We start from the raw sequence: 14599 nt of genomic DNA, 5'->3' as shown, positions 1-14599 counted from the left end.
GGGGTCTCTCTCGTGAATTTCCGCAATTCTAGCTTTTCAGCGCCAGGGCGCGCTCGTACAGCGCATTCTTCGCCTCACCGCTGATCGCTGCCGCCAGCTTGGCCGCCTGCTTGGTGCCCAGGCCTTCGTCGAGCAGCAGCTTGAGTACGCGCTCGCCCTCGCCGCTGGCGGCATCGGCGGGCGCGCCGGAAACGATCAGGACGAACTCGCCGCGCTGGCGGTTGGGGTCGGCCTTGAACCATTCGAGCGCGCCGTTCAGCGGCAGGGCATCGATGTTTTCAAACAGCTTGGTCAGTTCGCGGGCGACCACCAGCGTGCGTTCGCCAAATACTTCCGCCATCTCGGCGACGGTGTCGAGCACGCGGTGCGGCGCCTCGTAAAACACCAACGCGTAGGGATGCCCCGCCAGCGCTTCAAGCGCCTGCCGGCGCTGCCCGGCCTTGCTCGGCAGGAAGCCGTAGAACAGGAAGTGCTCGTCGGTCAGGCCGGCAGCGGACAGCGCAGTGGTTGCCGCGCAGGCGCCGGGCAAAGGCACGACCTGGCAACCGGCAGCACGGACGGCGGCGACGATGCGCGCGCCGGGGTCGGAGATGCCCGGCGTACCGGCGTCGGAGATCAGCGCAACGGCTTCGCCGGCCTGCAGCTTGTCGACGATGCGGGCGGCCGCTTCGTGTTCGTTGTGCTGGTGCGCCGGCAGGGTTCTGGCGCGGGCGCCGAGCTGCTTGAGCAGCGGTGCACTATGCCGGGTGTCCTCGCAGGCGACCCAGGGCACGGCGCGCAGGACGTCCTCGGCCCGGCGGGTCAGGTCGGCGAGATTTCCCAGCGGCGTCGGCACGACGTACAATGCCGCAATCAATTCATTTGTCATTTTCAGCGATGCGGACAAAAACCAACGATACCACCGTGGCGCGCGGTCGCGAAGCCGAAACGCAGGCCGCGACGTATCTCGAAGGCTGCGGCCTGCGCCTCGTCGCGCGCAATTTCCGGGTGCGCGGCGGCGAGATCGACCTGATCATGCGCGACCGCGCAACCCTGGTCTTCGTCGAAGTCCGCCAGCGCAGCCGCAGCGATTTCGGCGGCGCCGGCGCCAGCATCACCGCCGCCAAGCAGCGCCGCATCGTGCTCGCCGCCCGCCACTGGCTGGCCTGGCGGGGCGATTGCGCCTGCCGCTTCGACTGCGTGCTGATCGATGGCGAACGTCTGGAATGGCTACGCGATGCGTTTACTGGCGACGCTTAGTCTCGCACTCTGGCTGGTCAGCGCCGAAGCACAGTCCATCCGCCTGCTGATTCAGGCCTCGCCGCTGGCCGGCAGTCAGTACTACGCGCTCGGCGCCTTCTGGTCGCAGATCCGCGTCGGCGACGAACTGGACCTGGTCCGCGAAGCCGACAACCGCCACGATGCCCGCGCCATCCGCGTCGACTGGCAGGGCCACCAGCTTGGCTATCTCCCCCGGGTCCAGAACCGGGCGCTGTCGGCAGCGATGGACAAGGGCGAGCGCCTGCGCGGGCGCGTCGCGGGCCTGACCGAACACCCCGACCCATGGCGGCGCGTCATCGTCGAGGTCTATCTCGAGCTGTGATGTAGAATCATGCACTCCCCTCCACGAAGACCCCGTTCCATGGATTTGATTGCCCGCGTCGCCCAGCATTTCGAAGACAGCGCCCAGACCAAGCTCAATGCCGTCGATGCGATGTCGGCACCGATTGCCGCCGCCATCGAAACGATGACCGGCTGCCTGCTCAACGGCAGCAAGATCCTGGCGTGCGGCAATGGCGGCTCGGCCGCCGACGCCCAGCATTTTGCCGCCGAACTGGTCGGCCGTTTCGAGGCCGAGCGCCAGGAACTGGCGGCCATCGCCCTGACCACAGACTCGTCCATCCTGACCGCGGTCGGCAACGATTACGGCTTCGCCCACGTCTTTTCCCGCCAGGTCCGCGCCCTCGGCCACGCCGGCGACGTGCTGCTGGCCATCTCGACCTCCGGCAATTCCGGCAACGTCATCGAAGCGATCAAGGCCGCCCACGAACACGACATGCGCATCATCGCGCTGACCGGCAAGGGCGGCGGCGAGATCGGCGACATGCTGCGCGACGACGACATCCATCTGTGCGTCCCCGCCGACCGCACCGCGCGCATCCAGGAAACGCATCTTCTGATCATCCACTGCCTGTGCGACGGTATCGACGCACTGCTACTTGGAGTCGAATGACATGAAAAACCGCCTCAGCCTTTCCCTGATCCTCCTTGCCCTGGCCGTCCCGACCCTGCAGGGCTGCTTCCCGGCCGTCGTCGCCGGCGCCGCCGTGGGCGTGATGAGCATCCACGACCGGCGCACCACCGGCACCCAGGCCGACGACGAAACCACCGAATGGCGGGCTCGTGGCCGCATTCCCGAACAGTACAAGGCACAGTCGCGGGTCAATTTCACGTCGTACAACCGTCGCCTGCTGATCACCGGCGAAGTCCCCAACGAGGATGCGAAGTCGGCCATCGAAGCGGAAGCCCGCAAGCTCGACGGCGTCCGCGAGGTGTACAACGAACTGGTGATCGCCCCGGCATCGACGCTGCCCCAGCGCAGCAATGATTCCTTCATCGACTCCAAGGTCAAGGCCCGCCTGGTCGACAGCAACCAGGTTTCGGCCAACCACATCAAGGTCGTCACCGAACGTGGTGCCACCTACCTGATGGGCGTGGTCAACGAGCGCGAGGCCAAGGTGGCGATTTCGGTCGCCCGCACCACGGCCGGCGTGCGCAAGGTGGTCAACATCCTGGAAGTGCTCGCCGACGACGAAATCCGCCGCCTCGACGCCCAAGCCCTGGGCGCCCGCCAGGCGCCGCCGAACCAGGCGGCACCGGTCGAAAAACGCTGATTCTTTCGCCACCGACGACAAGGGAAGGTCAAAATGAATCTGGAAAAGGTCGTTTTCGGTTTTTTCATCGTCCTCGCGGCGACCCTGAACTTCGGTTTTTTCCTCGGCGACATCGACCGCCCGGAACTGCATCACGTCTATGAACTGGCGGCCGCACTGGTCGTCAGCCTGATCGCCACCGCGCTCAAGTTCGGCGATCGCACGCAGATCGGCGCCATCCACCTGGCCACCAGCCTGGTCGCCGACCTGCAACTGATCGCCGCCGCCGTCACCTGGGCGGTTGCCGTGCATGTCACCGGCGAGGGCATGACCGCCTCGGTCACGTCCAGCGTCGTCTCGCTGTCCGGCGGCGCGCTGTTCGCCAACGTCGTGTCGGTCATCCTGCTGATTGTCGAAACCGTGATGCTGCGCCGCTGACGCGGAGCCGACGGTGGTCAACAGCACCTTCTTCCTGGTCCTGCGGCGCATGCGTGCGCCGATCATCCTGCTGATCGTTCTCTACGCGATCTCGGTCTTCGGCCTGACGCTGGTCCCCGGCGTCGACGGCGACGGCAACCCGGCGCCACCGCTGTCCTTCTTCCACGCCTTCTACTTCATCAGCTACACGGCGACGACCATCGGTTTCGGTGAAATCCCGAATGCCTTCTCCGACGCCCAGCGACTGTGGGTCATCGTTTGCATCTACCTGTCGGTGGTCGGCTGGTCGTATGCGCTGATCACACTGATCGCCCTGCTTCAGGACAAGGGCTTCCAGAACACGCTGACCGCCAGCCGCTTCCAGCGCCGCGTCCGCCGGCTCAAGGAACCCTTCTACCTGGTCTGCGGTTGCGGCGAGACCGGCGGGCTGATCTGCCGCAACTTCGACCGCCTCGGCCAGGCCTTCGTGGTGCTGGAAAAGGACGAACTGCGCGTCGAGGAGCTCGACCTGCTCGATTTCAAGACCGACACCCCGGCGCTGGCCGCCGACGCCAGTCTGCCCGACAACCTGTTGCTGGCCGGCCTGCAGCACCCGAAATGCCGTGGCGTGCTGGCGGTCACCAACGACGAACAGGCCAACCTGGCCATTGCCATCGCCGTCCACCTGCTCGCGCCCAAACTGCCGATCATCGCCCGCGCGCGCAGCCCGTCGGTGACCGCCAACATGGCGTCATTCAACACCGACCACATCATCAATCCCTTCGAGCGCTTCGCCGATCACCTAGCACTGGCGGTCGCCGCGCCGGAACGCTTCCGCCTGATCGAACTGCTGACCAGCCTGCCGGACTCGCCGATCCCGGCCCCGCACCGTCCACCACGCGGTCACTGGATCCTGTGCGGCTACGGCCGCTTCGGCCAGGCCGTCGCCCAACGCCTGCAGGCCGCCGGCATCCGCCTGAGCATCATCGACCCGACCGCACCCGGCGGCGACGAACGCATCGTCGGCGACGGCACCGAAGCCGGAACGCTGATCGCCGCCGGCATTGCCGACGCCTCCGGCATCATCGCCGGCAGCGACAACGACGTGAATAACCTGTCGATCGCCGTCACCGCGACCGAACTCAAGCCCGATCTGTTCGTCGTCACCCGCCAGAACCAGGTGGCCAACAGCGCGCTGTTCCAGGCCTACGGCCCGGAGTTCGCGATGGTGCCGAGCCACATCGTCGCCCACGAGTGCATCGCCATCCTGACCACGCCCCTGCTCGCCCGCTTCCTCGACGAACTGGGCAGGCGCGACGAAAGCTGGTGCCACGCCCTGGTCGAACGCCTGCAAACCCTGTGCAACGGCTTGACCCCGACCGTCTGGAGCATCCGCCTGAACGCCTCGGAAGCCCCAGCCGCCCGATTGTCGCTGATGCGCGGCCGGGCCTTTACCCTGGCCGAAATCCTGCGCGACGACAGCGACCGCAGCCGGCAATTGCCCGCCATCCCGCTGCTGGTCGAGCGCAGCGACCGGATTCACCTGCTGCCGGACGGCGATTTCGAGCTGGCCGCCGGCGACCAGTTGCTGTTCGCCAGTTCGCTGACCACCCTCAACCGCCTCAAGCTGACGCTGCAGAACGCCAACGAGATCGACTACGTACTCGACGGCAAGACCCATTCGGGCAGCTGGTTGTGGGAAAAGATCGCCGGCATCCGATAACTTTCGCCACCAGCACGCCCCGCCATGAACGACACCTTGTCACAAGCCCGCGAGCACTTCCTGCACGGCATTGCCGAGTTTGAAGCCGGCCGGGACATAAGCGCCCGCAACGCCTTTCTCGCTGCGCTTGAACTCGCACCGGGCAGGCTTTCCGTCATGGTCAATCTGGCCGCCACCCATTTCCGCCTGGGCGAATTCGCCGCCGCCCGCGAACTGTTGCAGGCCATCGTCGGCCAGGAGCCCGAAAACCTTGAGGCACTCGTTCAACTCGGCATTTGCGAGGAGGCCCTGGGGCACTGGGACGCTGCCGCCAGGGCTCTGGAAAAAGGGCTGGCGACCGGACAGCCCCCCGATCTGTGGTTGCTGTGCAGCCAGTGTTTCGGGCGCTCCGGGAATCATGCCGGCGCTCTGACCGCCGTAGACAAGTGTCTGGCCGCCGCCCCCGGACACGCCGAAGCCTGGAGTACGCGCGGAAGTTTGTTGCGGGAAATCGGCCGTTACGAGGAAGCGGCCGAAGCATTTCGCAAGGCCATCGCCCATGGCGGCGACAACGAACTCAACCGCTACTACCTGGCTTCGGTCAGCACGGCAGCGCAACCGACAACACCACCGGCAAGCTATGTACAGGCGCTGTTCGACGACTACGCCGACGATTTCCAGCAACATCTGCTGGGCAGCCTGCGTTACCAGGGCCACCGCACGCTGACCGAGCCGCTGCTGCGCGCCGGCAAGCGCTACCCGGTGGCCGTAGATCTCGGCTGCGGCACCGGCCTGTGCGGCGAACAACTGCTGCCGCTGGTCGATCACATCGACGGCGTGGACCTGTCCGGCGCCATGCTCGAACAGGCGCGTGCCCGCAACATCTACCGCCGACTCGAGCAAAGTGAACTGAACGCATTTCTCGCTGCCAGGCAGGAAGCGGCCGACCTGTTCATCGCGGCCGATGTCTTCAGTTACGTGGGCGACCTCGACGGCAGCTTCGCGGCCATCCGTCGGCTGCTCAAGCCGGGCGGCTGTTTTGCCTTCACCGTCGAGCAACTGGCCGCGGCCGACGGTTTCGCCTTGCAACCCTGTCTGCGCTATCACCATAGCGAGACCTACATCCGCCGGCTGGCCGAAAAACACGGCTTCCGCGTCCAGGACCTGAGCATCCACCCCTTGCGCTACGACCAGGAGCGCCCCATTCCCGCGCTCTACGTTTATCTGGCCTGAAACCCGAGCACGAGTTCCGGCAGCAGCGTGCTCAGGAAAGGCAACAGCGAGATGGTCAGCACGCCGAGAAAGATCGCCAGCGCCGCCGGCAGCACCGACACCGCCACCTCGCGCAGCGACTTGCCGAACATCGCCGACGAGAAGTAGAGGTTCATGCCCGACGGCGGCGTCAGGTAGGCGAGTTCCAGGTTGGCCAGGAAGATGATGCCGAAATGCACCGGGTCGATGCCGTAGGCCAGCGCGATCGGCAGCAGCAGTGGCACCAGAACGACGATGGCGGCGTAGATTTCCATCAGCGCACCGGCCAGCAGCAGGAACAGGTTGAGCGCGATCAGGAAGGTCCATTTGTTGGGCAGCACCGACTGCACCCAGTCGATGGCGCGGTCCGGGATGCCGGCATCGACCAGGAAATTGGTCAGCCCCAGCGCCATGCCGAGGATCAGCATGATGCCGCCGATCACCTGCGCGCAATCGACCAGCGCGCGCAGCACGCCGCGAAAATCGATCTCGCGGTGCAGCAGCGATTGCGTCAGCAAGGCATAGGCCGCCGTCAGTGCTGCGCTCTCGGTCGGCGTGGCAAAACCGCCGACCAGCGAACCGACCGCCACCACCGGCGCCAGGATTTCCCACTTGGCCGCCCAGGCGGCGCGGCGGGCGGCAGCGAAGTCGGGGCGCGACGGCGGCGCCACCACCGTCTGTTCGCCACGGCGCAGGAAGCCGCCAACGACCAGCAGGAAGAAGATCATCACCAGCGCCGGCAGGATGCCGGCCAGGAACATGGTATTGATCGGCACGCGGGCGATGATCGCGTACATGATCAGCGGCACCGACGGCGCCAGCAGCACGCCCAGCGCGCTGGCACTGGTCACCAGACCGATGCCGCGGCGCTCCGGAAAACCCGCTTTCATCAGCAGCGGCAGCAACAGGCCGCCGAGCGCCAGGATGGTCACGCCGCTGCCGCCGGTCAGCGCGGTGAAGCAGGAACAGAGTACAGCGGCGGCCAGCGCCGTGCCGAGCACGCCACCGCCGAATAGTGCGGTAAATAGCGCGCCGAGGCGGGCAGCGGCACCGGTGCGGGCAAACACCAGGCCGGCCAGGGTGAACAGCGGCAAGGCCGGCAGCGAGGGATTCACCGTGATCTGGTAATGACTGAGCGGCACCGCCGCCAGCGGCTGACCCTCGCTCCAGAACAGGGCCAGCGCCAGCCCACCGAGCACGGTGAACACCGGCCCCCCGCACAACAACAGGAGCAGCAGGCCAATGGCGAAGGGCCACAGGGCGAGCATCTCGCCGTCGTACTGCTGGGCAAACAACCAGCCGAGGGCCGGCAGCGCCAATAGCGCGGCGATCCGCCATGGCAGGTCAGCCTCCAGGCGCCAGCCGAAACGGGCGCCGAGCAGCAGGAAACCCAGCGGCATGGCGAGCATGAACCACCAGCCGACAATACCGTGAGCGATGTCGCGCGGCATCTCCATCTCGGCCAGGACAAAGGTCGCACTGGCCTGCGCCAGCATGCCGCAAAGCACGGCCGAGCCAGCGCGGGCGTAACGCCCGGCCCAGCGGCGCAGGCGGGCGTCGCGGGCGGCGGCGAAACCGGCGCCGAGCGAAGTCAGATGATTGCCGCGCTCGGCAACCAGGGCGCCGAACATGGCCAGCACCAGCCCGGCGTGCTGGACGAAGGACGGCGCGTTGGCGATGCCGACACCGAACAGCGGCCGCAGGACGATCTCGACCAGCGGCAGGGCCAGCATCAGCGCCAGCGCGGCCGCCGCGAGCACGGCGTCGAATGACGCCAGACGAGCGAGCGCCTTCATCGCTCAGCGCTTGCCGGCACGGAAGTCCTTGAGATGCCCGACCACCTCGTCGAAAGTCGCCGCCGGCACCAGGCGACCGCGAATCTGCGGGTAGAGGCGTTCGGCCAGCGCGTTCCAGGCCTGCATCTGGGCGGCATCGGGGGTATTCACGGTCAGCCCGCGTTTCTGCATCGCCGCCACCGCCTCGTCGACTTCCTTGCGCGCCTGGGCACGGATTTCGGCACCGGCCTTGGCGCCGGCTTCGCGCACCGCCTGCTGGGTAGCCGGGCTCATCGCGTCCCACGACTTCTTGGTGACGATCAGCGCGCCGACGATGGGCGCCCAGTTGAGGTCGAGCATGTTGCCGGCGGTGTTGTAGATCTGCGTCGCCAGCGCGAAATAGGGCGTGGACGGGACGGCGTCGATCATCCCGGTCTGGATCGCCGGCAGGATGTCGGCGGTTTCCAGCGGCACCGGCGTGTAGCCGAGGCGCTTCATGATTTCCTGCTGTTCGGATTCACCGCCCCAGGCAAAGAACTTCATCGACTTGTAGTCGTCGGGATGGCGCGCCGGCTTCTTCGAGAAGAAGCGCACCCAGCCGGCGTCGCCCCAGGCGAGCACGACGAAACCCTGGTCGAGGAATTTCTTCTCCATCGCCGGGCGCATCTTCTCGCGCACGTAATCGACCTCTTCCCAGCTGCGGAACATCAGCGGCATCGCCTGCAACGCGGCAATCGACGGCTCGATCTCGCGCAGGCCGACCACCGACATCAGCGCTCCCTGCAACTGGCCGATGCGCATGCGCCGCACCATGTCGGTCTCGCCGCCCTGACTACCGTCGGGATAGACCAGGTAGCGACCGCCGCCCTGGGCCTTGCGCCAGGCTTCGCCCAGGCCCATCAACTGGCGGTGGTAGAGCGAATTCTTCGGCGCCAGCGTGCCGATGCGCAATTGCTGTTCCTGGGCGGAAGCGACAGGCGCCAGCAGCGAGATCAGACTCCCCAGACAGAGGACGGCAAACAGTTTCTTCATGATTTCTCCGGATCAGAACAGGTCGGGCGCCTGTTCGAGCAGCCAGGCCGCGCGGCGGCGCATGACTTCGTTTTGCAGCGTCAGCGGACTGCCGGCCGTGTCGCGCACCGCCAGCGCCTGGCGCAAGAGGGTTTCAAAGTTTTCGCGCTGGCCCGCCGGCAGGGCAATGCTCTCCGCCTTGGCGACGAACACGGCGGCGCTGCCACCGGCCGCCCGCGCGATGGCGGCGTCGAACCAGCGCACCGCTTGGGCCCGGTCACCGCCCGGACGCGCCGCTTCCAGCGTCGCCCGCAGGCTGGTCAGGGCGCCGTTGCCCCAGTCGGGGTCGGCGGCCTCGGCCACGGCGGCGAGGCGGACGACCAGCGGCAGGTCGGCAACGATTTCGGGGTCGTCCTTGGCCAAGGCGATCCAGCTGCCCCAGGCGGCAGCAGCCCAGTAGGCGAGGCCGGCATCGCTTGCCGCCAGCGTCACGTTAGCCGACGGATCGGCCAGCGCTACAGCAAAGCCGGGATGGCGAATCTCCAGCGCGCGCAATGCGTGCCGGCTGGCCCGCTGGTAGAGACCGGCGGCGCGGCGGCGCAGATGCTCGGCAGCAGCCAGATCGTCGCGCTCGACGCGGTCGGCCTCGAAAGCGACGAAAGCGTAGGCGTATTCGGTCATGCGCGCGGCCAGGCCTTCGGCCAGCGCGGCGTGGCCGGGCTGTTGCGCGAGCACGGCTTCGGACAGCTTGAGATAAAAGGGTGCAGCATCGCGCGCCAGTTCGGGGTCGTTTTCCGCCCCCTGGCTTTGCCCGGCGAGTTCGTCGGCCAGACTGTTGATGACCAGCGCGCGCGGCGAACAGGCGCTCAGGGCAATCGCCGCCAGCAGGCAGAGGCAGGTCAGCGGCAGGGAACGGGCGGCGATGATCATCCCGGCAGCTTAGCCGGGCGATGTTACGGCGCCGTTACCACTGTAACAATGCGTACCCATCCGGCAATTCGCCGCCGATCCGGGGCACAATGAAGGCCTTGCCTCACCCCCGGCCGCGATGACCCAGATTTTCCCCCTCACCGCCCTGCTCCTCGGTGTCGCCCTGCTGCTGCTCGGCAGCGGCCTGCTCGGCACGCTGCTCGCAGTGCGCGGCGGCATCGAAGGCTTCGACAGCCAGACGCTGGGCAGCATCGGCGCCATGTACTTCGTCGGCTTCCTGGCCGGCACTTATCTCGGGCCGATGATGATCCGTCGCGTCGGCCATGTCCGCGCCTTCGCCTTCTTCACCGCCGCCATCGCCTGCGCCGCCTTGCTCCACGAACTGGTCGCCAATCCCTGGGTGTGGGGGCTGCTGCGCCTGATCACCGGGATGGGGATGGTCGGCCTGTACACGACCATCGAAAGCTGGCTCAACAGCCATGCGGCGCCCGCCCAGCGCAGCCGCATCTTCGCCACCTACATGGCGGTCAATCTCGGTTCTCTGGCGCTGGCGCAGCAGTTGCTGCACTGGAGCGACCCGGCCGGGCACGTGCTGTTCGCGCTGGCGGCGCTGTCGATCTGCGCTGCCGTGATGCCGGTCGCGGCAACACGACTGGCCCAGCCGGTGGTCGAGGAAGTTCATGGCATCGCCCTGCGCACGCTCTTTGACCGCGCGCCGGTTGCCTGCGCCGCCGGCCTGCTCTCCGGTTTCGCCCAAGGCGCCTTCTGGGGCCTGGCGCCGGTCTGGGCCGATACCAGCGGCCTCGGCCACAACGGCGTCGCCTGGTTCATGACTGTCGCCATCATCGGCGGCGCGGCTTTCCAATGGCCGATCGGCATCGTCACCAACCACCTGGATCGCGGCCACGTGATCAGCATCATCGCGCTGATCGCCGCCGTGCTCGCCGGTGGTCTGCTACTGGCGTCGGCGCACGGCCTGGGCTGGATACTGCTGGCGGTTTTTGTCTATGGCGGCTTCGCCTTTGCCATGTACCCGCTGGCCGTCGCCCGCATGATGGACCGTCTGGAAAAACCGGAGATCATCGCCGGCTGCGCCAGCCTGTTGCTGCTGCACGGCGTCGGCGCCAGCATCAGCCCCTTCCTCGCCGGGACGCTGATGCATCACTTCGGCCCGTCGGCGCTGCCGGCCTGGTTCATCGCCACCCAGTGCCTGCTGGCCGGCACCGCCTGGTGGCTATCGGCCAGGGCCCCGGCCGATGTCGAACATCAGACGCCGATGACGCCGATGGTGCGAACCTCGCCGGCCGTCATCGAGATGCTGGAACCGGAAGCTCACTGAACGCTGCCGACCGCCTCAAGGAACTCCTTCCCCCAGCGGTCGATGTCGTTGTGACAGACGATTTCGTTCAGACCGCGCAGGCGCGAATCGCGTTCGACCGGGTCCATTTCGATGGCCTGGCGCAGACGCTCGCGCAAGTCGGCCGGGTCGTGCGGATTGGTCAGCAGGGCGCCGTGCAGTTCGGCGGCCGCACCGGCGAACTCCGACAGCACCAGCACACCGCGCCCGTCGGTCTGGCCCTGGGTGGCGACATATTCCTTGCACACCAGGTTGAGGCCGTCGCGTAGCGGGGTGATCCACATCACGTCGCTTTCCGCATACCAGGCGACCACTTCCTCGAAGGGCAGCGGCCGGAAGAAGAAGCGGATCGGCGACCAGCCGACTTCGGCGTATTGACCGTTGACCCGGCCGACCGCCTGTTCGATCTGCACCTGTAGTTCGTCGTAGATGGTCATTTCCTTGGCCGCCGGCACGCAGACGACGACCAGCGAGACCTTGCCACGCATTTCCGGATTGCGTTCGAGCAGGTCGCCAAACGCCCGGATCTTCTCCAGCGTGCCCTTGGTGTAGTCAAGCCGCTCGACCGACAGCACCAGACGCTTGCCGGCAAATTCGTTGCGGATCGCCGCCCGCCGCCCCGGCGTCTTGGGATGTTGCAGCGACTGCCGGATACGATTGAGATCAAGCCCGACCGGATGCGCCCCCAGGCCAATCTGCCGGCCATGCACCTCGATCCGCGTGGTCATCGTCTCCAGCCCGACGGCGCAGCCATAGGTCAGGTAGCGCGGCGCGCAGGCCCGACGCTCGATGATCTGCAGCGAGGCGACGCCGGATGCAACGTCGACGAAGTTCTCCGCCTGACGCGGAATGTGAAAGCCGATGTAGTCACACTGCAGCAGGCTGCCGACGATTTCGCGGCGCCAGGGCAGAACGTTGAAGGCATCGGCCGACGGGAAATAGGTGTGGTGGAAGAAAGCGATCTTCACATCCGGGCGCAGCTCGCGCAGCACCGCCGGCACCATCCACAGGTTGTAGTCGTGCAGCCAGATGGTCGCCCCCTCGGCCGCTTCGGCCGCGGCCCGCTCGGCAAACTTGCGGTTTACGGCGAGAAATACCTGCCAGTCTTCCTCGCGGAACACGGCCCGCTCCCAGAAGGTATGCAGCGTCGGCCAGAAGGCTTCCTTGGAAAAACGCTTGTAGAAGACGTCGACCTCGTCCTTGCTCAAGGCCACCCGCGCCGCCAGCAGACCCGGATAGGCCTTGGCATCGACGGTGGTATGCACCTCGAACGGCGGGTCGTTCGCTTCGTCGTGGATACTCCAGGCAACCCAGGAACCGCGCCGCCCCGCCCCGAAAAAGGACAACAGGGTGGGAATGATGCCGTTAGGCGATTTCGGCCGGCGCTGCACGATGCGCCCGTTGATCCGGTGCTCCTCGTAGGGCAGGCGGTGATAGACCATGACCAGTTCGGCCGGACCGCGCTCAGCACTGACCGTCGCCGCGTCGAGATAGCCCGGCTGGAGCAGCGAGAAATGGACAATCGCTTCCAGAATGCCGCCGCATCCTGGCTCGCTGGCGTGCAGCGTCTTCGGCAGATCGGCGGTGGCCGCCAGCAGGGCCGGTTCCGAATCGCCGACGCAGACGCCCTGGAAACCGGCTTCGTACATTGCCAGATCGTTGAGCGTGTCACCGGCTACCAGCACCTGATCATCGGCAACGCCAAGCTGGGCGACCAGCGCGCGCAGGCTGCTGCCCTTGTTCACGCCGGCTGGCAACAGGTCGAGATAGCGGCTGGCCGAATAGAGGACTTCGCAATCAAGCGCGCGCGCCGCTTCGACCAGTTGCGGCGTCACCGCATCCTGGTGACAGAAATAGGAACAGCGCCGCTGCTGCGGTACTTCCTGGCGCTCCAGCTCGGGAAACCGCGCCATCGCCTCGGCGACCGCCCGTTCACCGGGCCAGCGCAGATCGATATCGGCCTGCAACGGCTGCACCGGCTGCAGCGAAGCGCCTTCGACAATGGTGCCGCCGACATCGCAGATGATGTAGTCGGGTGTCGGCACCAGCGGGTCGGCGAGCAGCGGCATCACCGCCTCCAGCCCGCGCCCGGTGACAAACACCAGCTGGATGTCCTGGCTGCCGGCAATCAGTTGATAAAGGGTCTGGCGGTGTTCCGCCGAACCGCCGAGAAAGGTTCCGTCAAGGTCGGTGGCCAATAGCATTGCGTCACTCCCGGACGCCCCCCGGAGCGGCGAAACCACAGGACATCAACAGCAAAAAAACCGTCGCACCCCAGGGTGCAACACGAACAAATTACATTGACAATCAATGTAATTTGCCGCCGCGTCAAACATTGTAACAAGCCATCTATATGATTCAAAATATAATTTGCACGACAGACTATTTAAACAACGCAAACTTGATTTGAAAATCAACCAATAAACCAAGCAAACTGGAGAACAACATGCTGCCCAGCGACCCGGGGTCACTACACAATCTGCTCCAGCAATTCGCCACCCCGCTGCGGATTGCCACCATCTTCACGCTGGCCCTGTTCTTTCAATACCTGATCAACCGCACAGCGCCAAAATTCCGCGAACTGATCGCCAGCCGCCAGGAAAACCTTGAGGGTGCGCAGCGGGTGCGCACGCTATCGCGCGTACTCCGTTACGCCCTGACGGTGATCCTGACTGTGGTCACCGGTCTGCTGATACTCGGCGAACTCGGCATCTCGGTCGCGCCGCTGCTTGGTGCCGCCGGGGTCGCCGGCATTGCCGTCGGTTTCGGCGCACAGAGCCTGGTCAAGGACTACTTCACCGGCTTCTTCCTGCTGCTGGAAAACCAGATCCGCATCGGTGACGTCATCGAAGCCGGCGGCAAGATCGGCGCCGTCGAGGAATTGACCCTGCGTTACCTGCGCCTGCGCGACTACGGCGGCAACGTGCATTTCATCCCCAACGGACAGATCACCGTTGTCACCAACATGTGCCAGGGCTTCGCCCATGCGGTGATCGATCTTGGCGTCGGCTACGGCGAAAATGTGGATCAGGTCATCTCTGCCATGCGGGAGATTGGCGAGGAATTGAGCAACGACCCGGATTACGCCGGCAAGATACTGGCGCCACTGGAAATCGCCGGCGTCGACCAATGGGCCGCTTCGTCCATCGTCATCCGCGGTCGCTTCCGGGTCGCCCCCGGCGAGCAATGGGGTGTGCGCCGCGAATACCTGCGCCGGGCCAAACTGGCTTTCGACCGACTGGGCATCGAGATCCCCTTCCCGCACGTCAAGGTGGTCGACGGCGGCAAACCTGCCGTCGCCTGA

The 14599-nt window shown here is 66.1% G+C and carries 14 protein-coding genes; 9 read left to right on the top strand and 5 right to left on the bottom strand.

The genetic code is table 11. From position 1 onward, the window contains the following. Positions 1 to 28 precede the first annotated feature (28 nt). The gene (gene rsmI / locus Q0799_RS11320; protein ID WP_298398386.1) at positions 29 to 868 is read right to left on the bottom strand and encodes a 16S rRNA (cytidine(1402)-2'-O)-methyltransferase; all 840 of its coding nucleotides are present in this window, start codon (positions 866 to 868) and stop codon (positions 29 to 31) included. 8 nt (positions 869 to 876) lie between these two features. On the opposite strand from rsmI, the gene Q0799_RS11315 reads away from it, so the two are divergent. The 7 genes from Q0799_RS11315 to Q0799_RS11285 are packed head-to-tail and all read left to right on the top strand — an operon-like array spanning position 877 to position 6204. Beyond that, the gene (locus Q0799_RS11315; protein WP_298398384.1) at positions 877 to 1239 is read left to right on the top strand and encodes a YraN family protein; all 363 of its coding nucleotides are present in this window, start codon (positions 877 to 879) and stop codon (positions 1237 to 1239) included. Continuing rightward, the gene (locus Q0799_RS11310; protein ID WP_298398382.1) at positions 1217 to 1582 is read left to right on the top strand and encodes an HIRAN domain-containing protein; all 366 of its coding nucleotides are present in this window, start codon (positions 1217 to 1219) and stop codon (positions 1580 to 1582) included. The genes Q0799_RS11315 and Q0799_RS11310 overlap by 23 nt, the downstream gene beginning before the upstream one ends. A 39-nt stretch (positions 1583 to 1621) precedes the next feature. Then, the gene (locus Q0799_RS11305) at positions 1622 to 2212 is read left to right on the top strand and encodes a phosphoheptose isomerase (RefSeq protein WP_298398380.1); all 591 of its coding nucleotides are present in this window, start codon (positions 1622 to 1624) and stop codon (positions 2210 to 2212) included. Between the two features lies 1 nt (position 2213). Further along, entirely contained in the window at positions 2214 to 2873 is a 660-nt protein-coding gene (locus tag Q0799_RS11300; RefSeq protein WP_298398378.1) for a BON domain-containing protein, read from the top strand. Between the two features lie 33 nt (positions 2874 to 2906). Beyond that, positions 2907 to 3290 (top strand): DUF6394 family protein, encoded by a 384-nt coding sequence (locus tag Q0799_RS11295; RefSeq protein WP_298398376.1) that lies wholly within the window; start codon positions 2907 to 2909, stop codon positions 3288 to 3290. A gap of 13 nt (positions 3291 to 3303) precedes the next feature. Continuing rightward, the gene (locus Q0799_RS11290; RefSeq protein ID WP_366940782.1) at positions 3304 to 4992 is read left to right on the top strand and encodes an NAD-binding protein; all 1689 of its coding nucleotides are present in this window, start codon (positions 3304 to 3306) and stop codon (positions 4990 to 4992) included. A gap of 24 nt (positions 4993 to 5016) precedes the next feature. Further along, positions 5017 to 6204 (top strand): tetratricopeptide repeat protein, encoded by a 1188-nt coding sequence (locus Q0799_RS11285; RefSeq protein ID WP_298398374.1) that lies wholly within the window; start codon positions 5017 to 5019, stop codon positions 6202 to 6204. Here Q0799_RS11285 and Q0799_RS11280 read toward each other — a convergent pair. From Q0799_RS11280 to Q0799_RS11270, 3 genes are read right to left on the bottom strand one after another with little or no spacing between them, the layout of a single operon-like run. Then, positions 6192 to 8018: a TRAP transporter large permease subunit gene (locus Q0799_RS11280; RefSeq protein ID WP_298398372.1), complete on the bottom strand. Its 1827-nt coding sequence runs from the start codon at positions 8016 to 8018 to the stop codon at positions 6192 to 6194. The genes Q0799_RS11285 and Q0799_RS11280 overlap by 13 nt on opposite strands. Positions 8019 to 8021: 3 nt before the next feature. Then, positions 8022 to 9029, bottom strand: coding sequence for a TRAP transporter substrate-binding protein DctP (gene dctP / locus Q0799_RS11275; RefSeq protein WP_298398370.1), 1008 nt, complete (start codon positions 9027 to 9029; stop codon positions 8022 to 8024). A gap of 12 nt (positions 9030 to 9041) precedes the next feature. Then, complete coding sequence (locus Q0799_RS11270) at positions 9042 to 9938, bottom strand: TRAP transporter TatT component family protein (RefSeq protein ID WP_298398368.1); 897 nt, start codon at positions 9936 to 9938, stop codon at positions 9042 to 9044. 118 nt (positions 9939 to 10056) lie between these two features. On the opposite strand from Q0799_RS11270, the gene Q0799_RS11265 reads away from it, so the two are divergent. Beyond that, positions 10057 to 11277, top strand: coding sequence for an MFS transporter (locus Q0799_RS11265; RefSeq protein ID WP_298398366.1), 1221 nt, complete (start codon positions 10057 to 10059; stop codon positions 11275 to 11277). Here the strand turns inward: Q0799_RS11265 and ggpS are convergent. Continuing rightward, a complete protein-coding gene (ggpS, locus tag Q0799_RS11260; protein WP_298398364.1) occupies positions 11271 to 13499 on the bottom strand; it encodes a glucosylglycerol-phosphate synthase in 2229 nt (742 codons plus the stop codon). The genes Q0799_RS11265 and ggpS overlap by 7 nt on opposite strands. Positions 13500 to 13741: 242 nt before the next feature. Between ggpS and Q0799_RS11255 the strand changes: the two genes are divergently transcribed. Then, positions 13742 to 14599 (top strand): mechanosensitive ion channel family protein, encoded by an 858-nt coding sequence (locus Q0799_RS11255; protein ID WP_298398363.1) that lies wholly within the window; start codon positions 13742 to 13744, stop codon positions 14597 to 14599.

Source organism: uncultured Azonexus sp. (genome assembly GCF_937982035.1).
In the GTDB taxonomy this organism is placed as follows: Bacteria; Pseudomonadota; Gammaproteobacteria; order Burkholderiales; family Rhodocyclaceae; genus Azonexus.
Note: the sequence above shows the minus strand (reverse complement) of the source record. Positions and strands in the feature narration are given on the sequence as shown.